The organism is Paenibacillus qinlingensis, assembly GCF_013204845.1.
GTDB classification, from domain to species: Bacteria; Bacillota; Bacilli; order Paenibacillales; family NBRC-103111; genus Paenibacillus_E; species Paenibacillus_E qinlingensis.
On sequence record NZ_JABMKY010000004.1, the window covers coordinates 345617 to 365201 of the forward strand.

At 35.6% G+C, this 19585-nt stretch carries 16 protein-coding genes; all 16 read left to right on the forward strand.

Annotated features, from left to right (window positions below):
• Nucleotides 1–116: 116 nt before the first annotated feature.
• Entirely contained in the window at nucleotides 117–293 is a 177-nt protein-coding gene (locus HQN88_RS11115) for a hypothetical protein (RefSeq protein ID WP_173111027.1), read from the forward strand.
• Between the two features lie 81 nt (nucleotides 294–374).
• Nucleotides 375–3311, forward strand: a complete 2937-nt coding sequence (locus tag HQN88_RS11120; protein ID WP_173111030.1) for a glycosyltransferase — start codon at nucleotides 375–377, stop codon at nucleotides 3309–3311.
• A gap of 198 nt (nucleotides 3312–3509) precedes the next feature.
• The gene (locus tag HQN88_RS11125) at nucleotides 3510–3731 is read left to right on the forward strand and encodes a hypothetical protein (protein WP_173111033.1); all 222 of its coding nucleotides are present in this window, start codon (nucleotides 3510–3512) and stop codon (nucleotides 3729–3731) included.
• Nucleotides 3712–4026: a hypothetical protein gene (locus HQN88_RS11130; RefSeq protein ID WP_173111036.1), complete on the forward strand. Its 315-nt coding sequence runs from the start codon at nucleotides 3712–3714 to the stop codon at nucleotides 4024–4026. Before HQN88_RS11125 ends, HQN88_RS11130 begins: the two co-directional genes overlap by 20 nt.
• A 439-nt stretch (nucleotides 4027–4465) precedes the next feature.
• Nucleotides 4466–5236, forward strand: a complete 771-nt coding sequence (locus HQN88_RS11135; protein WP_173111039.1) for a tyrosine-protein phosphatase — start codon at nucleotides 4466–4468, stop codon at nucleotides 5234–5236.
• Nucleotides 5237–5272: 36 nt separating this feature from the next.
• Entirely contained in the window at nucleotides 5273–7660 is a 2388-nt protein-coding gene (locus HQN88_RS11140; RefSeq protein WP_173111041.1) for an S-layer homology domain-containing protein, read from the forward strand.
• 130 nt (nucleotides 7661–7790) lie between these two features.
• Nucleotides 7791–8549 carry a YveK family protein gene (locus tag HQN88_RS11145; protein WP_173111044.1) on the forward strand — a complete coding sequence of 253 codons (759 nt, stop codon included), beginning with the start codon at nucleotides 7791–7793 and terminating at the stop codon, nucleotides 8547–8549.
• The gene (locus HQN88_RS11150) at nucleotides 8530–9219 is read left to right on the forward strand and encodes a CpsD/CapB family tyrosine-protein kinase (RefSeq protein ID WP_173111047.1); all 690 of its coding nucleotides are present in this window, start codon (nucleotides 8530–8532) and stop codon (nucleotides 9217–9219) included. The genes HQN88_RS11145 and HQN88_RS11150 overlap by 20 nt, the downstream gene beginning before the upstream one ends.
• A gap of 151 nt (nucleotides 9220–9370) precedes the next feature.
• Complete coding sequence (locus HQN88_RS11155) at nucleotides 9371–11065, forward strand: polysaccharide biosynthesis protein (RefSeq protein ID WP_420794133.1); 1695 nt, start codon at nucleotides 9371–9373, stop codon at nucleotides 11063–11065.
• Between the two features lie 144 nt (nucleotides 11066–11209).
• Nucleotides 11210–11845: a sugar transferase gene (locus tag HQN88_RS11160; protein ID WP_173111050.1), complete on the forward strand. Its 636-nt coding sequence runs from the start codon at nucleotides 11210–11212 to the stop codon at nucleotides 11843–11845.
• On the forward strand, nucleotides 11842–13788 hold the full coding sequence (locus HQN88_RS38350) for a glycosyltransferase (protein WP_173111054.1): 1947 nt from the start codon (nucleotides 11842–11844) through the stop codon (nucleotides 13786–13788). The genes HQN88_RS11160 and HQN88_RS38350 overlap by 4 nt, the downstream gene beginning before the upstream one ends.
• A 1-nt stretch (nucleotide 13789) precedes the next feature.
• Entirely contained in the window at nucleotides 13790–14692 is a 903-nt protein-coding gene (locus HQN88_RS11170) for an ATP-grasp fold amidoligase family protein (RefSeq protein ID WP_173111057.1), read from the forward strand.
• A 20-nt stretch (nucleotides 14693–14712) separates the two neighbouring features.
• Entirely contained in the window at nucleotides 14713–15804 is a 1092-nt protein-coding gene (locus tag HQN88_RS11175) for a CapA family protein (RefSeq protein ID WP_173111059.1), read from the forward strand.
• Between the two features lie 6 nt (nucleotides 15805–15810).
• Nucleotides 15811–17043 (forward strand): glycosyltransferase, encoded by a 1233-nt coding sequence (locus HQN88_RS11180; protein ID WP_173111062.1) that lies wholly within the window; start codon nucleotides 15811–15813, stop codon nucleotides 17041–17043.
• A 248-nt stretch (nucleotides 17044–17291) separates the two neighbouring features.
• Complete coding sequence (locus tag HQN88_RS11185) at nucleotides 17292–18308, forward strand: glycosyltransferase family 2 protein (protein ID WP_173111065.1); 1017 nt, start codon at nucleotides 17292–17294, stop codon at nucleotides 18306–18308.
• Nucleotides 18305–19531 (forward strand): hypothetical protein, encoded by a 1227-nt coding sequence (locus HQN88_RS11190; RefSeq protein WP_173111068.1) that lies wholly within the window; start codon nucleotides 18305–18307, stop codon nucleotides 19529–19531. Before HQN88_RS11185 ends, HQN88_RS11190 begins: the two co-directional genes overlap by 4 nt.
• Nucleotides 19532–19585: the final 54 nt, after the last annotated feature.

The window sequence follows — 19585 nt, forward strand, 5'->3', positions numbered from 1 at the left end:
CATAGATATATTGAATACAACATTGGTTTCATCCAAAATCACAAAAAAAATAGCAAGTGAAGGGAGCAATCTTCTCATTAGCGGTGGGAACTAGGTTAGTAATTGGGTCAAAGCTTATGTTCATGCAAGTGAATGACGGACAGTTTTCTCCTAAAGCACAGGTTACACGCCAAGAGATTGCCTTGTTAACCAATAACTTTGTTCATAGTGAACGATTTGAACAGTATAAAGAATCCATTGGTATTTTATTAGAAACAGGTAAAAAGGTCTCTAATAGTGACTCAACATTTTAATAGTAGCAACTTTTTGTAGATACCGTCATCGCACACATTGTTACCGCGATGACGGCTTTACTATATGGATAGAGGTATATTATGGAGATTTTCCTTACATGTTGTATTATTAGCCGCAATAGTGAAGCTACAATAGCTAATGCAATTGAAAGTGTGAAAGCACATGTAAATGAAGTCATCGTGCTTGATACAGGATCTACAGATGAAACGGTAAGGATTGCTCAAGAATTTGAAGCAATTGTCTTTCACTACTCATGGCTTGATGATTTTTCTAAAGCAAGAAATGTTTCCTTGCTACATGCTAAACATGGCAGTTGGATTTTGATTATTGATTCTGATGAAGTGTTTTCATGGGACAAATCGATAAGTTTGAAGGAATGGCTGGTAGGAAAAAATCCAGAAACTGTCTTCACTTTCACATGCAATCATTTCAAAGTGTCGGATAAACAATTACTCTCCATAACACATGTAGAGCGATTATTTGCAAGAGGTTATTATCACTATCAAAGATCAATACATGAAACATTAGTTTCAAATAGAGCCAATAACAAAATAATAGAGATCTGTCCTAGTGGTACTTTTCATCATTATGGTTATGATGAATCGGAACATAAGGATAAACATATTAGAAATGTTAGACTGCTACAAAAGGCAATTCAGTTAGATCCTAAGGATGGATTAAATTATCGCTACTTAGCAAACGAAGCTTTTAATACTGAACAGTACACGCAATGTCTCCATTATGTCAATAAAGCATTCGATCTACTTGCTGTTGAGGAAACCTACAGCCGTGCTCAAGTACATTACTATAAAATTATGGCACTTCTACAATTAAATCGAATCGGTGAAGCTGAGAAGGCTGTTAGATCATCTATCGAAGAGATTCCAGATTATATCGATTTGTATGCAATAGCAGGGGAGTTACACTTTGCTTTTAAGCAGTGGTCTGAGGCGGTCAGAAGCTATAAGGAATGGGAAATTCGCTTGGAGCAGCAAATACTGCTTCCAAATAACTGTATTACTCTAATGAAGACATTACGCATGCATAATTGGATTGCCATTCAAAAGTTAGTACGTCAATCAAATAGAAATGAGGCCCCAATTATGAAATTGGCACTGTTAGTTGTCCATCCACATCTCGAAATGGATTTAGAGGAACTAGTCAAGCATTTTGAAGAAAAATTTAGTAGCATACCCTTTGATATCGGATATTGGTCAAATTCGCACGATTTAAAAAACAGCCAATTGCATATTGGAAATTGTCAATTTCATCTTGTTGAAGCTAGTAATTCTATGGAAGCAGCGGAGAAGCTATCTACAGCCTGTGAATCGGATGTGACTTGGATATGGATGGCAAATGAGAGACTTGTTTCAGAAGTGAACGAGGATGTTATATATAGCGTTTTATCTAATAACGGCTGTATCTCTGTACGCTCTTATTCGGATCGTATTGGAAGTCGCTCATTGGAGAATCGACTTCATGTGGGCAAATTAATGACTGAAGACATACATATAATGGCAGGTGCCCAGTCAAATAACTCGAGAATGATAGCGAACGGTAATCCTTTCTCGGTTCCATCGCCACTCGTTGTTCAAAGACCATTTATTATCGCTCTAGATAAACAAGCTCTGTACATGGAAGCTGCTCGGAAAGAAACATCTCGTAACCAAGTACTTACTGCCTTTGGTTGTCAACGATATGAGGAAGTTCTGCAGATGGAAGAACCGGATGAAGGAGCGGGAGAATGGGTAACCTTCCGATTTTATCGGATACTTGCTTGTATTAATCTTGGTCAAATCGAACAGGCATCAGAGTACATTTACTATGCTTTGCTCGCTGACTTAGACGCTCAGGATCGATTAGAATTTATCTATTTATTCGGGAAACTATCTCAGAATGTGCAAATAAATGATATGAAATCGGAAGCTATTGATCTGATGGAGGAATCATTGCAATTACATCCAATGATCGAAACGAAGCATGTGCTTACAACCGAGACTGATTGGCTAGCTTTAATAGCGGAGCTTCAGTGGCAGCTGGGGAAACAACAGGAGGCTATCCGATCATGGCGCCATAGTCTTGAAAGTTCATCTTACCAAAATGAAGGATGTGCTTATCGTTTAGCGGAAGCCATCTATGAACATTATCAATTGGAGGGTTCCGACAAGGTAGCTCGTATGCTCTTTGAGATCTATAACCGAGATTCCCCGACAGCAAGATCATACCTACCCCCTCTTTTCCATTATTTGAATATACCTGAGTCGGCGCTGTTTTTCCAACGTAATTCAGATGAAATCAATAAAGGTACATTCCTAGATGATGATTGTCCGATGGTTAGTGTTATCTTACCCGTTCGTAATGATACAGAGTTTTTATTCGAAAGCATTCATAGCATTCTTTCACAAACTTATTTAAAGCTTGAATTAATTATTGTCGATGATGGCTCTGAAGAAGATATCTATTCAATCGCGAATCAGTTTAATCATGATAGTCGTCTTAGCTACTATAGGATTGAAAGCAATGGTGGCTTCCCGTACGCACTAAACTATGGTTTGTCAAAGGCTAAGGGCGAAATGATGACCTGGATCTCATCTGATAATAAAGCTCATCCAAGTTGGTTGGAGCGAATGGCTTTGAAACTATCAGCACATCCCAATGCTGCTGCTGTTTATTCGGATTACTATCATATAGATAAGAATGGCTTGGTCAATGAAACCATTCGAATGCCTACTTATAAGCTTAATGGAATGCAAAATGGAGGGCCATCTCTTGTATGGAGAGCATCCACTTTGCAGAGAACTGGGAACTTTGACACTTCGCTCTTTGGTATTGAAGACCGTGACTTTTCGGTGCGGATAGCCCTAGTAGGAACAATTATTTCACTTCAGGTGCCTCTCTATTATTATCGCATACATAGTAGCAGTTTCTCATCCAAGATTGATAATGGTTCTTTTGGCGGCTGGCTAGCTCTATATGAGAAGTTAAAACGCAAATGGTTGTTTTTAAATTTTGTATAATAGACCAGGATTTTAAATCATGACTGAAACTAGGTACCAAGCAGTTCAACTAGACGATATTGAACATATTCACCAACAACTGCAACTAGATTACAAGGATTTGTTACTGTCATAGGGATGACGATTGTTGCCTAACACGAAATCTATTAATCTCTCATATACTACTTTAGTTTCAAAATAGGGGAGGTGTAGAAGATCATGGCAGGGAACTCAATGAAAATTACAGGTGCTTATATTTTAATCGTACTAAGCTTTCTAGCTATCATTTTGACATGTGAGTCGAAGCTATTGTCACCATTGGGGGGGATTTTCATTGCAGGTGTAAGCTTCATAGGGGCTGTTCTTATGTGGCAGGATGCAGTCGAGTCATTGCAAGGAGTTAGCACGGAAAATATCAACCGTGCCAAAGTCAATCGCTGATAAACTAGAGGATAAAGACAACACCCCCCAGAAGTCGAAGTCTGAATCCGGGAAGTGGAGTGATTTATTTGGATTCGGCAAAATGATGGACAAACTCCCCCTTCATAAACTCTCAGCAAGAATGGCTTATTGCATGTTTTTCGATTTGGTTTTATTGTTTTTCGTTCTTATTCTACGTGCGACTGATACCAAAATGAATGAGTTTCCGAATGCTTGGGATTTTAGACTAATCGTACTCACAACCATCGTTGTCTTCTTCGTTGGGCTGTGCGATTTGATGAAATTAAAGAAATAAACGGGATGAAGTCCTGTTAAATGCCTCTTTTTAAAAAAATGAAGAGGCTTATTTTTTAATAGAATTGCCTTTTTTTTGGGGGGGAAACTGTAGTTTACAGAAAATTCAGCATTTTGAAATGCGGAGAATAATGTCGAATAATAAAGGTAGTTTGTAGAACTTTGTCGAATAAAATGGGAAAATAGGATATTATAGTCTTTTCTAGCAGTTCGTAAGAGAATCCGCATAATTTGCACATAAAATTCGGAACTATTACAAAGGTGAAAATTTGATTAATATTCCATGAAATTCGCGGATTTGGTACTTGTTACCTAGTCCACAAGGTAGGCAACACATCGTATATATGTTACACTTTCAATAAGAGATTTAGGAGAAAAATGGTTGAAATCCTGATTTTTTGTCGAAATTATATCATATGTTTACGTGATTGGGGTCTCCAATGATTGATATACATAGCCATATATTGCCACATTTAGATGACGGGGCATCAGATCTGGAGCAAGCCGTTCACATGGCAAGGGCAGCCGTGGAACAAGGGATACATACAGTAATTGCTACCCCCCATCATGAAAATGGTAGATTCACGAACGATGCAACTTTAGTTGTAGAGAAAGTGAAATTGTTTCAAGAGGAGCTCAATAACAGGAATATCCCTCTTCATATCCATACAGGTCAAGAAATTCGCGTCTATCGGGGATTAATTGACGATCTTGAAGCTGGGCGCACTGCCACGTTAGATGGCTCACGCTACTTGCTAATGGAATTCCCATCGGATCGAATACCTTCGGGAATAAATGAAGTCATGCACGAGCTGCTGCTACTAGATATTGTGCCAATTATCGCACATCCGGAGCGTAATCGTGAGATTGCCCAGGATCCTATGAAGTTGCTCCAATTAGTGCAGCTAGGTGCCTTGAGTCAAGTGACGGCTCATTCCCTGCTGGGTCACTTCGGTAAGTCCATTGAATCACTGTCACTTGATTTATGCAGGAATCACTTAGCTCATTTCATTTCTTCAGACGCGCACAACACGACTAATCGTAGGTTCGTACTTGCAGAAGGATATGAAGCTTTGCGTTTGGAGCTAGGGCAAGCCATTGTGAGTTCTTTTCAAAACAATGCCAACAGGATCATACATAACCTTGCAATTGAAACACAATCCCCTGTTTGGTCGAGACCGAAATGGTTTCAGTTTTGGAAATTCAAATAAAAGCAAGACAACTAATTTAAAGAGGTGAATTTTAGCATGACGATGAAAAAAAAATTAACTGTTACAACTTTGGCAGCAAGCATTATGTTTGCATCCATTGCTGGACTTCCACTAAGTGAGCAAGGTCTAGCTAATAAACTAGGGATTACGGTAGGGGTGGCTTCTGCTGCAACTCCTTCAATTCAGGATAAACTGAATGGATTGCGTGATGAGCTGGCAAGAGATACGCAAGGACTAGAAGCCGCAAGAGCGACTAGGGATTTTGTTGAACTTCATGAGTTTTCAGATGTAGAGATGGAAACCCTACTTGGACCTATTTGGACTAATTTGTCTCCAGCAGGAGTTGACGTTACTCCAGTTTTCGAACTATTTAATTCATTGGATCTGTTCTACGATGAGTCAAGTAATGCTATTGAACAATTACTTAGTGAGCCTGCAATTCGCGATGCTATTGATTTGTTATTTACTTATGAAGCAGATGGTTATGAAAGACTCCCTGGTATTGATGAATCTGGTGGTTTGAGCAAGCAAAGCGTGATTGATTTTCAAGAAACAGCACTCACTGCATTAAAAGATAACAAGATGAAATTGTTACTAATTATTAAAGATGCATTTGAAACTGGTGGTAGTTCTCAAGCTATTAAGGATGAGCTAAATGAGATCGTCTCGAATAATGTATTGAATCAACAAAATTTGATTATTAGCAAATTCTTGAACAAGTATGGAATCACGCTTAGTGATCTTAATCAGGTTCAAAACAACATTGCGAACTTTATTGGAGAAGATGCCAAATTAGCTAGAACTGCAATCGAATCTGCCGGCATTAGATACCTACTTAAGGATGAATTTACCTATGCACCAGTTGTAACTTCGAGTTCTGTAGAGCCGAAACTTACAATTTTTGGATATCCCCTCAATCCGTATTTAAATTGGGAATTGGTAAGCGGGAGTGGCGTGAAATTTGAAAGTGGTAAACTCCTACTTGATGGTGCAAACTCCGGTAGCGGTGTAATTCAAGCACGCGATTCCAAATTCAAACTACTGCTCTACATCTCACCTACGCTGACATTGACGAAAACAGACGATAGTAATACCACAGGTGGCGGTGGTTCTCCAGTTACTACAAACGATGAAACAACGAAAAAACTAAATGCACTTAAAGATCAACTTGCAAATGCATCAGAAGAAAAGAAACAAGAAATTTTCCGAAAAGCACAAGAAATAGTCGCAGATGCCATTCGTGAACTAGCTACACTTGATCTTCAATCACTCATTAAAGTTGAAAGCGACACTGCGAAACCGACTCTTAACGTAACTGAGCTAGCGAGCAAGATGAAAGAAATTGCTGCGCAAGCGAAAGATCTTAACTATCAATTGAAACAATTGAATCCGAATGCAGCCGTAGAGAAGATCCAACTTAAACTTGATTTCGGTTCAATTTCAGCTAAAACAACAGAAATTCCGTTAGGTAAAGCATTGCTGGATGCAGCAATTGCAAATGGTGTTGAAACTGTTGCCATTTCCATGAATGGCCTTACATTAGGCGTGAGTCCAACCGAGTTCGGTGCAGATGCAACGCTTAAAGTGACTAGTCAAGATACCAAAGTAGCAACAAGTGCAACACAACTGCCTGTAGCAGCTGGGGTATATGAATTTGAGTTTACATCAGGTGGAGCGAATATCAGTAACTTCAATACGCCAGTTGAAGTGACGATTCCAGTTCCGAACGGCAGCAAATTCGATACAGAGTTATTATCCCTAGCCAAAATCGTAGATGGCAAATTAGAATTCTACGGTGGTAGCTATGAGAATGGTGTGCTGAATGCACAGCGTACAGGATTCTCTACGTATACAGTAGTTGAGAATAAAGTTGAATTTGGTGACACGACTTCTGTTAAAGCTTGGGCTGGCAGACAGATTCAAGTTGCTGCTGCAAAAGGAATCTTAGAAGGTCGCGCTGATCAATTTTTCGTACCTAACGGTCTAGTCACACGTGCAGAATTCGCGAAAATGATCGTAAAAACCTTCTCTCTTGAAAATGTAACAGCAACTGAGAACTTTACAGATGTGAATGATTCTGACTGGTTCAAAGTATACGTGGCTTCGGCAGTTAAGAATGGCATCGTAAACGGGAAAGAAGCAAGCAAGTTTGATCCAAATGGTAATATTACACGTGCAGAAATGGCTGTGATGTCATCCAGAGCGCTCGCACTAAAAGGGATTTCCTTGAGCCCGGCTAAAGTAGACGAAGCACTCCAAGGATTCACCGATGTGAATGCGATTAACTCATCTTTGAAAGCTGGCGTTGCGCTTGCAGCAAGCGAAGGCATTGTTATTGGTGAGGAAGGCAATGTATTTAATCCAAATGCTAACTCTACTCGTGCTCAAGCTGCAGTTGTTATCTACCGATTGTTGAATAAATAGAAACCGTATATTTCAGGAGGAATCCTCATCTCTACCAGATAGAGGGGGGATTCCTTATCTTTTCTAATAAAAATATGATGAGACCAACGACCAAGGCGAGACATGACATCATGTAGACGGAGGGAATGGCATGGAACTGGATTTAAAAGATTACTTGAAGATTATCAAGAAAAGGGTGTGGATGATACTTTCAATTGTTGTGCTGGCTACAGTAGCAACGGGGATTATCAGCTATTTCTTTATGCAACCGATCTATCAGGCTTCAACCAAGTTAATTGTAAATAAATCAAATGATCAAGTAGGCCTATCACAAGTTGATATCAATACAGTTAATTTAAATATCAGACTCATTGACACGTACAAAGAAATTATTCGTACCCCAAGAATTATGGATAAGGTCGTTGCCGAATACCCACATTTGAAAATGACTGCTGAGCAGCTCGTGAATACGGTCAAAGTGAGCTCAGTTAACAATACACAAGTTATGACTCTCATTGTACAAGATCCTTCGTACGCTCGAGCAGCGAGTATTGCCAATGCCGTGTCAATCGTATTCCAAGATGAAATCCCTAAAATTATGAAAGTCGATAATATTTCCTTGCTGAATGAGGCCAAAGATATTGAGAATCCGGTGCCAGTGAAGCCAAATAAGAAGTTAAATGTAGCTATCGCTTTCGTAGTGTCATTAATGATTGCGCTAGGAGTTGCCTTCCTATTGGAATACTTGAATGATCAACTAACGACTGAAGAAGAAGTTGAACAATATTTAGGTTTGCCAACCTTAGCGATGATTACCAAGATGAGACCAGAAGATTTACAGAACAATCATAGCAAACAAACGAATGAACAAAGAGTGGGAGGACGTTCAGATGTCAAACTCAACCAATAAAAGACCGATTATCACACATCAGAATCCTAAATCTCCCATTTCGGAAGCGTATAGAGCTCTTCGTACCAATATCCAATTCTCATCAATCGATGAGGAGTTAAGGGTTATCATGGTAACTTCTGCTGGACCTGGTGAAGGGAAATCAACCACACTGATTAATTTAGCTGTAGCCTATGCACAAACAGATAAGAAAGTATTAGTTATCGATGGGGATCTCAGGAAACCAACGATGCACCACACACTGCGTGTATCCAATCGTTGGGGACTTACGAACCTGTTGACGAATCAACTAACCATTCGGGAAGTACTTCAAGACACATTTATACCTAACTTGCAGATTATTACTTCGGGACCTATCCCTCCTAACCCATCGGAAATATTGGCTTCCAAAAAAATGTTAAGTGTCCTTGAGGATCTTAAGCTCCAGTTCGATGTCATTTTGATTGATGCTCCTCCTGCGATCGCTGTAACCGATTCACAGATCATTGCTTCGCGTACAGATGGAGTTATCTTGGTCGTAAATTCGGATCGAACGAAGAGAGAAGCTGTACTCAAAGCGAAGCAAAACCTTGATAATGTGCGAGCAAGATTACTTGGCGTCGTGCTGAATAATGTGGATCGGAAAAATAAAGATGCTTACTATTACTATTATTATGGTGAAAGTCAATAAGATCACCTACGAGTGAGGGATTCCCGTGAAGTTAGGCAACAAACAGACAATACTTGTTACTCTCGATATGTGTCTAATTTGGCTAAGCATATTGATTGCCTATTTACTAAGGTTCGAATTACATATTCCTGCGTCCTATATGAGACAGTGGATGGAATATTCTGTGATATCTATGGTTGTGGGATCCGCTTGTTTAATCTACTTCAAGATGTATAGACGTGTATGGGAATATGCAAGCATAGGCGAAGTCATTTCAATTGTCAAAGCAGTCGTAGCTACCTGTACGCTGTCTTATTTCATTATGATTTTGTTACATGAGCCAAGAGTCCCATTCGCCGTATACGTCAGGGTAATGGAGAATATGATTCTTATCATTGGAGCAAGTCGTTTTGTCTGGAGAGTGGTTAGAGATAAATACTACAAGAAGAAATCTAACCAACGGAAAGCGTTAATTATTGGGGCAGGTGCCTGCGGAATCTTAATAGCCAAAGAATTGAAATATAATGCGAATTCCCCCGTTTATCCTGTTGCCTTCGTTGATGATGATCCTGCCAAGTTCAAGCATTTGATCATGGGTGTCCCCGTTATTGGTGACCGTAATGCGATCATCCAAATCGTGGAATCCAGTGAAATTGACGAAATTATTATTGCAATGCCATCTGTTTCCAAACTAGAAGTTTCTGAGATCATTGCGATCTGCAAACATACGAAAGCCAAAATGAAAATCATTCCTAGGATTAATGACTTGATCGAAGGCAAAGTCACGATTAATGCAATTCGTGATGTACAAGTAGAAGACCTACTTGGCCGTGACCCTATTAACGTTGATCTAGAGGGTATTGCCAATTATGTACAAGGTAAAGTCGTTCTAGTCACAGGAGCAGGGGGTTCTATTGGATCTGAATTATGCCGACAAATTGCACCTTTTCATCCAAAAAAGTTAATTCTGTTGGGCCATGGAGAGAACAGTATTTATCTCATCGAGAAAGAAATACATAGACTTTTTCCAACATTACACATAGAGCCAGTCATTGCAGACGTTCAGGATTTAGAACGAATGAAGGAAGTCTTCCAAACTTTTCAGCCAAAAGTTATTTTCCACGCAGCTGCCCATAAACACGTTCCCCTCATGGAACGCAATCCAGCAGAAGCTATTAAGAATAACGTTTTTGGAACCCGAAATGTTGCAGAATGTGCCCATCAATTTAACGCGGAGAGATTTGTTCTCATTTCAACGGATAAAGCCGTTAATCCCACAAGTATTATGGGAGCTACCAAGCGGATTGCCGAACAAATCATTCAAAGCATGGACCTTGTAAGTCAAACCAAATTCGTAGCCGTGCGCTTCGGTAATGTACTCGGTAGTCGTGGTAGTGTGATCCCGCATTTCAAAGAACAGATCGCCTTGGGCGGACCTGTGACCGTCACGCATCCAGAGATGGTGCGCTATTTCATGACCATTCCAGAAGCAGTTCAACTGGTTATCCAAGCAGGTGCATTTGCAAAAGGTGGAGAGATCTTCGTCCTAGATATGGGCGAACCGGTCAAGATCGTTGATCTAGCCATCGACCTTATTCGTCTATCTGGCTTCGAACCTGGAGTCGACATGGAGATTCAATTCTCTGGTATCCGTCCTGGGGAGAAGTTATATGAAGAGTTGCTTCTAAGTGAAGAAGGGCTTGGTAACACTACGCATGATCGTATCTTTGTCGGAAGTCCTTTGAAGATTAGTCAAAGTGAACTAGCGTTGAAGATTTTAAGATTAGAAAAAGTAATTGCTGATAAACATGGAACCGTCTATGAGGCTTTGAAGCATTTGGTGCCGAGTTTTAGTAATGTGGGTTAGAGGGATATTGGTAGTAAGTTTGATATTACATTGAAGGAATACAAAAGTAAGGTTAAATAGGATTAGTTGTTATGTAGTTGCTTGGGAAGAATGATACACCGATTTAGTACTAAACAGCTATAGAACTTAAGGAGTGTAGATTGTATGTATATAAAAATTAAAAGATTAATAGATATCGTACTTTCTTTAATCGGACTTATTGTAATGTCACCGTTATTCTTAATTTTAACAATAGCGATAAAGTTAAATTCTAGTGGTCCAGTTTTTTTTAAGCAAAGGCGCGTTGGAATTAATAAGACACATTTCAATATTTTGAAATTTCGTACTATGAGAATTGACTCTCCTAAAGACACTCCAACTCATTTATTAGAGAACCCAGAGCAGTACATTACCCAAATTGGTAAGTTCCTAAGAAAAACATCACTGGATGAACTACCTCAAATTTGGAATATATTTGTTGGTGAGATGAGTATTATTGGTCCTAGACCAGCTTTGTGGAATCAATTTGATTTAATTGCTGAGCGTGACAAGTACGGTGTAAATAATGTGCCACCTGGACTAACTGGGTGGGCGCAGATCAATGGTAGAGATGAGCTTCCAATTAAAGTTAAGGCAGAGTTAGATAGAGAGTATGTTGAGAAAATAAGCTTACGGATGGATGTTAAATGTTTCTGTGGAACAATCGTTAGTGTTTTGAAAAGTGATGGGGTTGTTGAAGGTGTGACTGGAACTACTGGAAAGAAAGAAGTTGCAAGTAGTAAGGAGTTTGCAACCAAATGAAAAAAATATTGATAACAGGTACAAGTAGCTATGTTGGTAATAACTTGAAGAAATGGCTTCTAAATGAACCAAATAAATATTCAGTAGATTCGATCAGCTTAAGAAACGATTCATTGAAGGGAATAGACTTTTCAGAGTATGATGTTGTGTTTCATGTGGCTGGAATTGCTCATATAAATGAAACAAAAGATAATGTAAAACTGTATTATGAAGTGAATCGTGATTTGGCATATGAAACTGCTAAAAAAGCAAAAAGAGATGGTGTTAATCAATTCATATTTTTAAGTTCGATGAGTGTTTATGGAATTGAAAGCGGGGTGATTACTAAAGACTCCCCACTCAAGCCCAAAAGCAACTATGGGAAGTCTAAGTTACAAGCAGAGGAATTAATTTCAACATTAGAAGACGAAGATTTTAAAATCGCAAAACTGCGCCCACCTATAATTTACGGTAAGGGTTGTAAGGGGAATTATCCTAAGTTGGCAAGTCTTATTCTTAAAACACCAATTTTTCCTGATATAGAAAATAAGCGAAGCATGATATACATAGATAATCTCTCTGAATTTGTAAAGTGGATAATTGATAATGGTGCCAGAGGTTTGTTTATTCCTCAAAACAAAGAGTATGTGAAAACAAGCAAAATGGTACAAATGATAGCTGAAGCTCATGGGAAGAGGATCCAAGTAACTAAGTTGTTTAATCCCTTATTAGTTTTAATGAAAAAGAACAGTACATTTAATAAAATATTTGGAGATTTAGTTTATGAAAAAAGCTTATCTAAATACGATACTCAATATAATTACTTTATTGATTTTAAGAACTCGATAAAGTTAACGGAGGACAAATTGAAAAAAATTGTAATTCTCTCAAATCATCATACATATACTTACAACTTTCGTAAAGAAATTATACAAAGACTTTTGGAAGAAAATTATAAAGTATATATCGTACTTCCTTATGGTGAGAAAGTTGAACTTTTAAAACAAATGGGATGTGAATTTATAGATCTACCTCTTGATAGGCGCGGGATGAATCCAATTAGTGATTTAAAGTTGTTAATTAAGTATTACAGAATTATTGAAAATATTAAACCCGATGCTGTTTTATCGTATACTATTAAGCCTAATATCTATGGAGGCCTAGTATGTAGGCTACAGAATATTCCGTATTTCCCAAATGTCACAGGACTTGGAACTGTAATGGAAAAAGAAAGCTTGCTACAAAAAGTACTGATTCAAATGTATCGATTAGCATATAAAAATGCTAGCTGTATATTTTTTCAAAATGAAGAGAATAAAAAGTTCTTTGAGAGACAGAAAATTACAATGAAAAAAAGCATGAATATACCAGGTTCAGGTGTTAATACGCAGCATTTCTCATTACTTCCTTATCCCTGTGATGATACTGTGGAATTTGTATTCATATCTAGAATTATGAAGGAAAAAGGAATAGATCAGTATTTGGAAGCAGCCGAGTTTATTGGAACGAAGTATCAAAATACAAAATTTCATGTACTTGGATTTTGTGAAGAAGACTATGAGGGTAAACTAAAAGAAATGCATGATAACGGATTTATTATATATCATGGAATGCAAAGTGATGTTAGAGAATTTCATAAATTTTCACACTGCACTGTTCATCCTACCTATTATCCAGAAGGAATGTCAAATGTACTTCTTGAAAGTGCTGCTTGTGGAAGGCCAATTATCACTACCAATCGTAGTGGTTGCCGCGAAGTAGTTGATGATGGTATTAATGGGTATGTTGTTGAACAGGAAAATAGTCTGGATTTGATAGACAAAATAGAAAGATTTCTAAAATTAGATTTTAATTCGAAAAAACAAATGGGTATTTCTGGAAGGTTGAAGGTTGAAAAAGAATTTGATAGAAATATTGTGGTAAAGGCTTACTATGAACAAGTTGAACTAGTAGTGGGGGATTAAAGTGGACTACAAAAAGTTAATACCAAACCGGCAATTAAGATTAAAAATATTAAAATTTACAGATTTTTTGCCAGATAAATATATTGTTAAACTTCAGTATAGAATTGCCACTGGAAGAAAATTGAACTTGAAAAATCCTGTGCGGTTTACAGAAAAATTACAATGGTATAAGCTAAACTATCGTGATCCTCTTATTACAAAATGTTCAGATAAGTATAGTGTTCGCGAATATGTTGCCTCAAAAGGATATGAAGATATACTAGTTCCGATGTATGGAATTTATGATCGAGCTGAAGATATTGACTTCAGTAAACTACCTGATAGATTTGTGCTTAAAACCACAAATGGTAGTCATTCAAATATTTTATGTGAAAAAAAATCAAATCTAGATGTTGAAAGTACAAGAGTAGGATTAAATCAATGGTTAAAAGCATGGAGTGGTAAAGTTGGTAGAGAGTGGGGTTATTATAACATAATTCCTCGAATTATCTGTGAAAAGTACTTAGACAAGGATGAAAATAATGATTTAATTGACTATAAATTCTTCTGTTTCAATGGTGAACCAGTCTGTCTGTACGTAATTGTTGAAAGATTTTTGGAAGATGGAATAAAGTTAGGTATATACAATATGGATTTTGAAAAAATGCCCTACAGAAGAGCTGATATACGCGAGTTAACTTCAAAAGCTGTTAAACCTAAGAATTTTGAGAAAATGGTTGAAATTGCAAAAGTACTTTCAAAAGATTTCCCTCATACGAGAGTAGATCTTTATAATATTGATGGTGAAATTTATTTTGGTGAATTGACTTTTTATAATGGTAGTGGTTATAAGGGGTACTTGCCCGATGAATTTGATTTTATTCAAGGAGAAAATTTTATTCTCCCGTCACTAATTAAGTCCTAAGAAGTATGGGAGGATCGAAAATGAAATTAGCTTTATTGGGTGATATAGCATTAATTGGAAAATATGATACAACTAAAAACTCAGATGTTAGAAAAAGGTTAAAACATTTGTCTTTAAAATTAGAGGAATATGATTTTGTAATTGGAAATTTAGAAACACCATTAACAAATGAAACTAAAACTTTAGTGTGTAAGTCAATGCACTTAAAGACAAGTACTATAAATGCTGAATTATTAAAATATCTCCATATAGATGCAGTTTCTCTAGCTAATAATCATGTGTATGATTACGGTAGAAAAGGGTTTGTTGATACTATTAATACTTTAAATAATAATAATATCGAATGGTTTGGCGCAAATCTGAAGTATCTGACTAAAGTAATTAATGGAGAAAAAGTATCCTTTAGTGGATATTGTTGTTATAGCACTAACGCATCTGGTTATATCGAAGGTAATAAACAAAAGGGTATCAATCTGCTTAATTATAATAACGTTATGAAGCAAATTGCGATAGACAAAGATAATGACTCTTTTAGCATTATGTCATTCCATTGGGGAGATGAACATACGAACTATCCAAAGTATGAACATAAAAAGTTTGCTGAACAAATTGCTGTTAATAATGATGTAGTGATTTGTGGGCATCACCCACATGTAATACAAGGAATTCAGAAGTTTAATAATTCACTAGTAGCGTATAGTCTAGGTAACTTCATATTTGATGACTGTACATCAATAACCGGGGGACTAGTATTAAAGCAGAATGAAAGCAATAAAAAATCTTTTATTCTAGAAATTGAAATAAAAGAAGGGCAAATTATTGATCACAAGTATCTTGGATTTAAAGAAGAAGGAGAACAGTTTGTTTTTTATGATATAGAAGATGAAATACAAGAGTTATCAAATACATTAAATAAAATAGAGTCTATTGATATATATGAAGAGAATAGAAGATTTCAAATAGATAATGTTAGGAAAGAGAAATTTGGAGATAGGAATCTAAATTGGCTGATAAGTAGAATGAATTATTATTCATTAGGCGCTTATATAACAGCAAAAGTTCGAAGGAAAAAATATTTGAAAGAAGTGCCAAGATTTTTAGATGGGAGTTAACTATCTATGAAAAAGACAGTTTTATATATAGGCAATTTTTCATTTCCGTTAGGAAATGCAGCTGGTAAAAGAGTGTATGCCAATGGTAAGTTACTCAAAGATATTGGATATGATGTAGTCTTTGTTGGAATGAGTAAAGAATTCATTTCACTTAAACCACTGGAGGAAACAAAAAAAAAGTTTGATGAATTTGCTTATTATGATTTCCCATATCCCAATAAGATTTTTGATTGGTTAAATTACGGGAAATTATTCAGTGAATTAACAAGGTTTCTGGCAAACGAAAAAATACTAGATGAAATAGGTCTAGTTATATATTATGGGAGTCCTTCACTTTCATTATTTATTACAAAGCTAATTAAGTTTTTTAGAAAACAAAATATTAAAGTTATAGCTGATTGCGTAGATTGGCTTACAACTAAGACAAATAATCCTTTATTCGATATAGTGAAATGGGCAGACAATACTTATCAAAAAGCATATGTTAATAAAAAAGCAAATGGAATTATTGCTATAAGTAGTTATCTCTCAGATTATTATGGAAAAAATGATTGTATGACAGTTATTATTCCGCCGCTGTCTCCTGTTGAATATTGCATTTTAGATCAAAAATCAATCAATAATAATGTCACAATACTATCATATGCAGGTCTACCTTTTAGGAAAGGACAATTAGTAAAAGATCTTAGTAAATTGAAAGATAGAATTGATAAAACAGTAATATTGCTGCATCAAGCAAAAATAGAGGGTTGCGAATTTATTTTTAATGTTTATGGTTTTACTAAAAGTGAATATTTGATAGCAATACCAAATCACAAAAAATATATAGATGAACTAGCTGATAATATTGTGTTTCATGGACACAAATCAAATGAAGAAGTGGTAAAAAATATTATTAAATCGGATTTCACTATTTTAATTAGAGATGTTAATAGAGATACTACCGCAGGCTTCCCAACAAAAATATCGGAGAGTATCAGTTGTGGTACACCTGTGATAACAACAAGAACTAGTGATTTAGGAGAATATATAATTGAAGGAGAAAATGGCTTTTTTATTAATAACACAGATGAAATGGAGTATGCTGTTTCAGATATTAAAAAAATTCTATGTATGAATCAAGTAGAAATAAAAGTAATGGAAAAAAAATGCCTAGACTCAAAAATTTTCTACTATAAAAACTATGTTAATAAATTGGCTGAATTTATAAGTAAAGTTTTGGAGGAAAGAGTTAGCTAGAGTTTGTGAAAAGTATCTCCTACTGACGTTATGTATTAAATATACAATATAAGCGATAATTGAGGGGAAAAGGTACGTAGAGATTTATCAATGATCATTCAGAGATTTTGCGAAGATTGACATAAGCACATTGAATAAATAAAAATTGATATTAATCTTATGGTAACAGCAATGAAAAAGCTGTGTGTTATAAAGATCAGTAGTTGCAATTTTGATAAAATAAATCTTTTATAGTGGAGGGAAATAGATTGCATTATTTTGACATTCCTATTGTTTTATTTTTCTTTAGGAGGAAAGATACTATATTAAAAATAATTGATAGAATATCTAAAGTTAAACCACGTAAGCTATACTTAATATCGGATGGGCCTAGAAACGACGCTGAAAGGGAAGAAGTAAAAGCCTGTCGGAGTGCTGTCGAACAGCACATTACTTGGGAGTGTGAAATAATTAGAAATTATTCGGATGTTAATAAAGGAATATATAATAGGATTGGACTTGGGGCAAAATGGGTGTTTGAAAGTGAAGAAAAAGCTATTTTTCTAGAAGATGATAACCTTCCTGAAATCACCTTTTTTGAATATTGTAAAGAAATGCTAGATTTATATAAAAACGATACTCGCGTATTGTGGATCTGTGGTACTAATTATTTAGAAAAATATGAACCTGAAAATCGTGCCAGTTATGTATTTACTCAGCATCTTCTACCATGTGGTTGGGCATCATGGTCCAAAAAATTCACTCAGTTTTATGATGGAGAAATGAGTTTATTTGAAGATAAATCTTTAGTTAAAAACTTAAAATACGAATACTCAAATAAAGCGTTATTTAGCCAACAGTATTATTCATTTCAGAGAACTAAGCATTTATTAGAAAACGATTTGCGTGCTTCCTCATGGGATTATCAAATAGCGTTTTCTATCCGTATCAATGGTTTGTATGGAATATCACCGATAAATAATCAAATTCAGAATATAGGTGTTGATGAATTTTCGGAACATGGAGGAACCTCGTTAAATAATGTAATGACTAGACGTTTTTGTGGAATAAAATCATATCCGCTAGAGTTTCCCTTAGTACATCCAAAAACTGTATTATCTGACCATACTTATGAAGAGAAGATTGGAAATATTATCTTGTATCCTTGGTATTTAAGAACTGGAAAATCTATTGTGAAACTACTAAAACCAATTTTAGGAATTGGGGAATATGAAAGTTTTAAAACATGGATGAAAAAATTTGGTAAAGGTATGTCTAACAAATGATCAGAACTATCGAACATCAGTTACCCCCAAAAAATGCACTTAATATATTCTTGATTGTTTTACTTGCTATTTCAATAGTATATAATAGCGGGTCAGCATTAATGACTGTCAATGTCACTATTGGACTAGAATTGCTATTTACTTCTTATATTATTCTTTTGGTAAAATACTCGAAATTTAGTCTGCGGATTAAATTCAACCTGTTCAATCTTTCATTTTTTCTTTTAATGGTAATGGTTATAAATTCGTTTCTATTTAATTTTGATCTGACTTACATAGCTAGTAATATTAGGTATGTGTTAATAATAAGTTTTGCGTTTATATTTGTAAAATCCATTGAATTTGAATTATTTGTTAAATATTATATCAAAACCATGAAGTTTATTGTTGTAATTTCATTAATACCTTATTATATAATAAACTATTTAAATATTAATTTTCTTCAAAGCTTGCCAATAATAGAGAATGTTAATGGTGTCCAATATTATAATGGGATATTATTTTACTACTTCACATATTCCCATTTAAGGAATATAGGCGTATTCTGGGAACCTTCGATTTTTTCAAGTTTAATTGTTATGGCAATGGTTTATGAGATATGCTTTAAAAAAGAAAAGACTTCTTATATAAATATAATGATATTTACAGTAGGGATAATTACTTCTCAATCAACTGGAGGTATTTTCTTAATTCCATTGGTTCTATTTTTATATCTATTTAAAAACGCTAATACACTCAAAAGTTTAATTTTACAAATAGGGCTTTTATTAACTTCTTTATTCGCATTTTTTAATTCGAATCAACTTATTTTGTTACTGGCAGAGATATTTCCTAGAGCATATTTACAACTTGACACGGCTCAAGACAATGTTTCTGTAGTCGATAGGTTGCAATCACCACTTGCTAATTTTGAATTATTCTTAGGAAAACCCTTTTTTGGGCTCGGTTTAGGTAATGTAGACACTGCTTATTCATTCTTGAACATAACACAGACATCCACTTCCACTTACTACTTGGCCACATTTGGAACTCTAGGAATTATTTACACTTTCTTGATTGTATATGGTGTAATGAAACAAAAATATCGCTCTTTAAATGAAAGATTTATTATTACAATTATAATATTAATTATTGTAAATAAAGAACCACATTTTTGGTTTGTTGGAACTTATATTATTTTATTCTATTTTATTAAACCGGAACTAAATGTAGAAATAAAGTAAACGAATATTATTTGCTATTACAATAATATTCAAATACAGACAATTATGAATTAT

Bases quoted from the DNA above. Each gene is read 5' to 3' on its own strand.
- HQN88_RS11145 (WP_173111044.1), top strand. From the start codon at position 7,791: ATGGAACTGGATTTAAAAGATTACTTGAAGATTATCAAGAAAAGGGTG.
- HQN88_RS11180 (WP_173111062.1), top strand. From the start codon at position 15,811: ATGAAAAAGACAGTTTTATATATAGGCAATTTTTCATTTCCGTTAGGA.
- HQN88_RS11115 (WP_173111027.1), top strand. From the start codon at position 117: ATGTTCATGCAAGTGAATGACGGACAGTTTTCTCCTAAAGCACAGGTT.
- HQN88_RS11175 (WP_173111059.1), top strand. From the start codon at position 14,713: ATGAAATTAGCTTTATTGGGTGATATAGCATTAATTGGAAAATATGAT.
- HQN88_RS11140 (WP_173111041.1), top strand. From the start codon at position 5,273: ATGACGATGAAAAAAAAATTAACTGTTACAACTTTGGCAGCAAGCATT.
- HQN88_RS38350 (WP_173111054.1), top strand. From the start codon at position 11,842: ATGAAAAAAATATTGATAACAGGTACAAGTAGCTATGTTGGTAATAAC.
- HQN88_RS11135 (WP_173111039.1), top strand. From the start codon at position 4,466: ATGATTGATATACATAGCCATATATTGCCACATTTAGATGACGGGGCA.
- HQN88_RS11120 (WP_173111030.1), top strand. From the start codon at position 375: ATGGAGATTTTCCTTACATGTTGTATTATTAGCCGCAATAGTGAAGCT.
- HQN88_RS11190 (WP_173111068.1), top strand. From the start codon at position 18,305: ATGATCAGAACTATCGAACATCAGTTACCCCCAAAAAATGCACTTAAT.
- HQN88_RS11155 (WP_420794133.1), top strand. From the start codon at position 9,371: ATGGAATATTCTGTGATATCTATGGTTGTGGGATCCGCTTGTTTAATC.
- HQN88_RS11125 (WP_173111033.1), top strand. From the start codon at position 3,510: ATGGCAGGGAACTCAATGAAAATTACAGGTGCTTATATTTTAATCGTA.
- HQN88_RS11160 (WP_173111050.1), top strand. From the start codon at position 11,210: ATGTATATAAAAATTAAAAGATTAATAGATATCGTACTTTCTTTAATC.
- HQN88_RS11150 (WP_173111047.1), top strand. From the start codon at position 8,530: ATGTCAAACTCAACCAATAAAAGACCGATTATCACACATCAGAATCCT.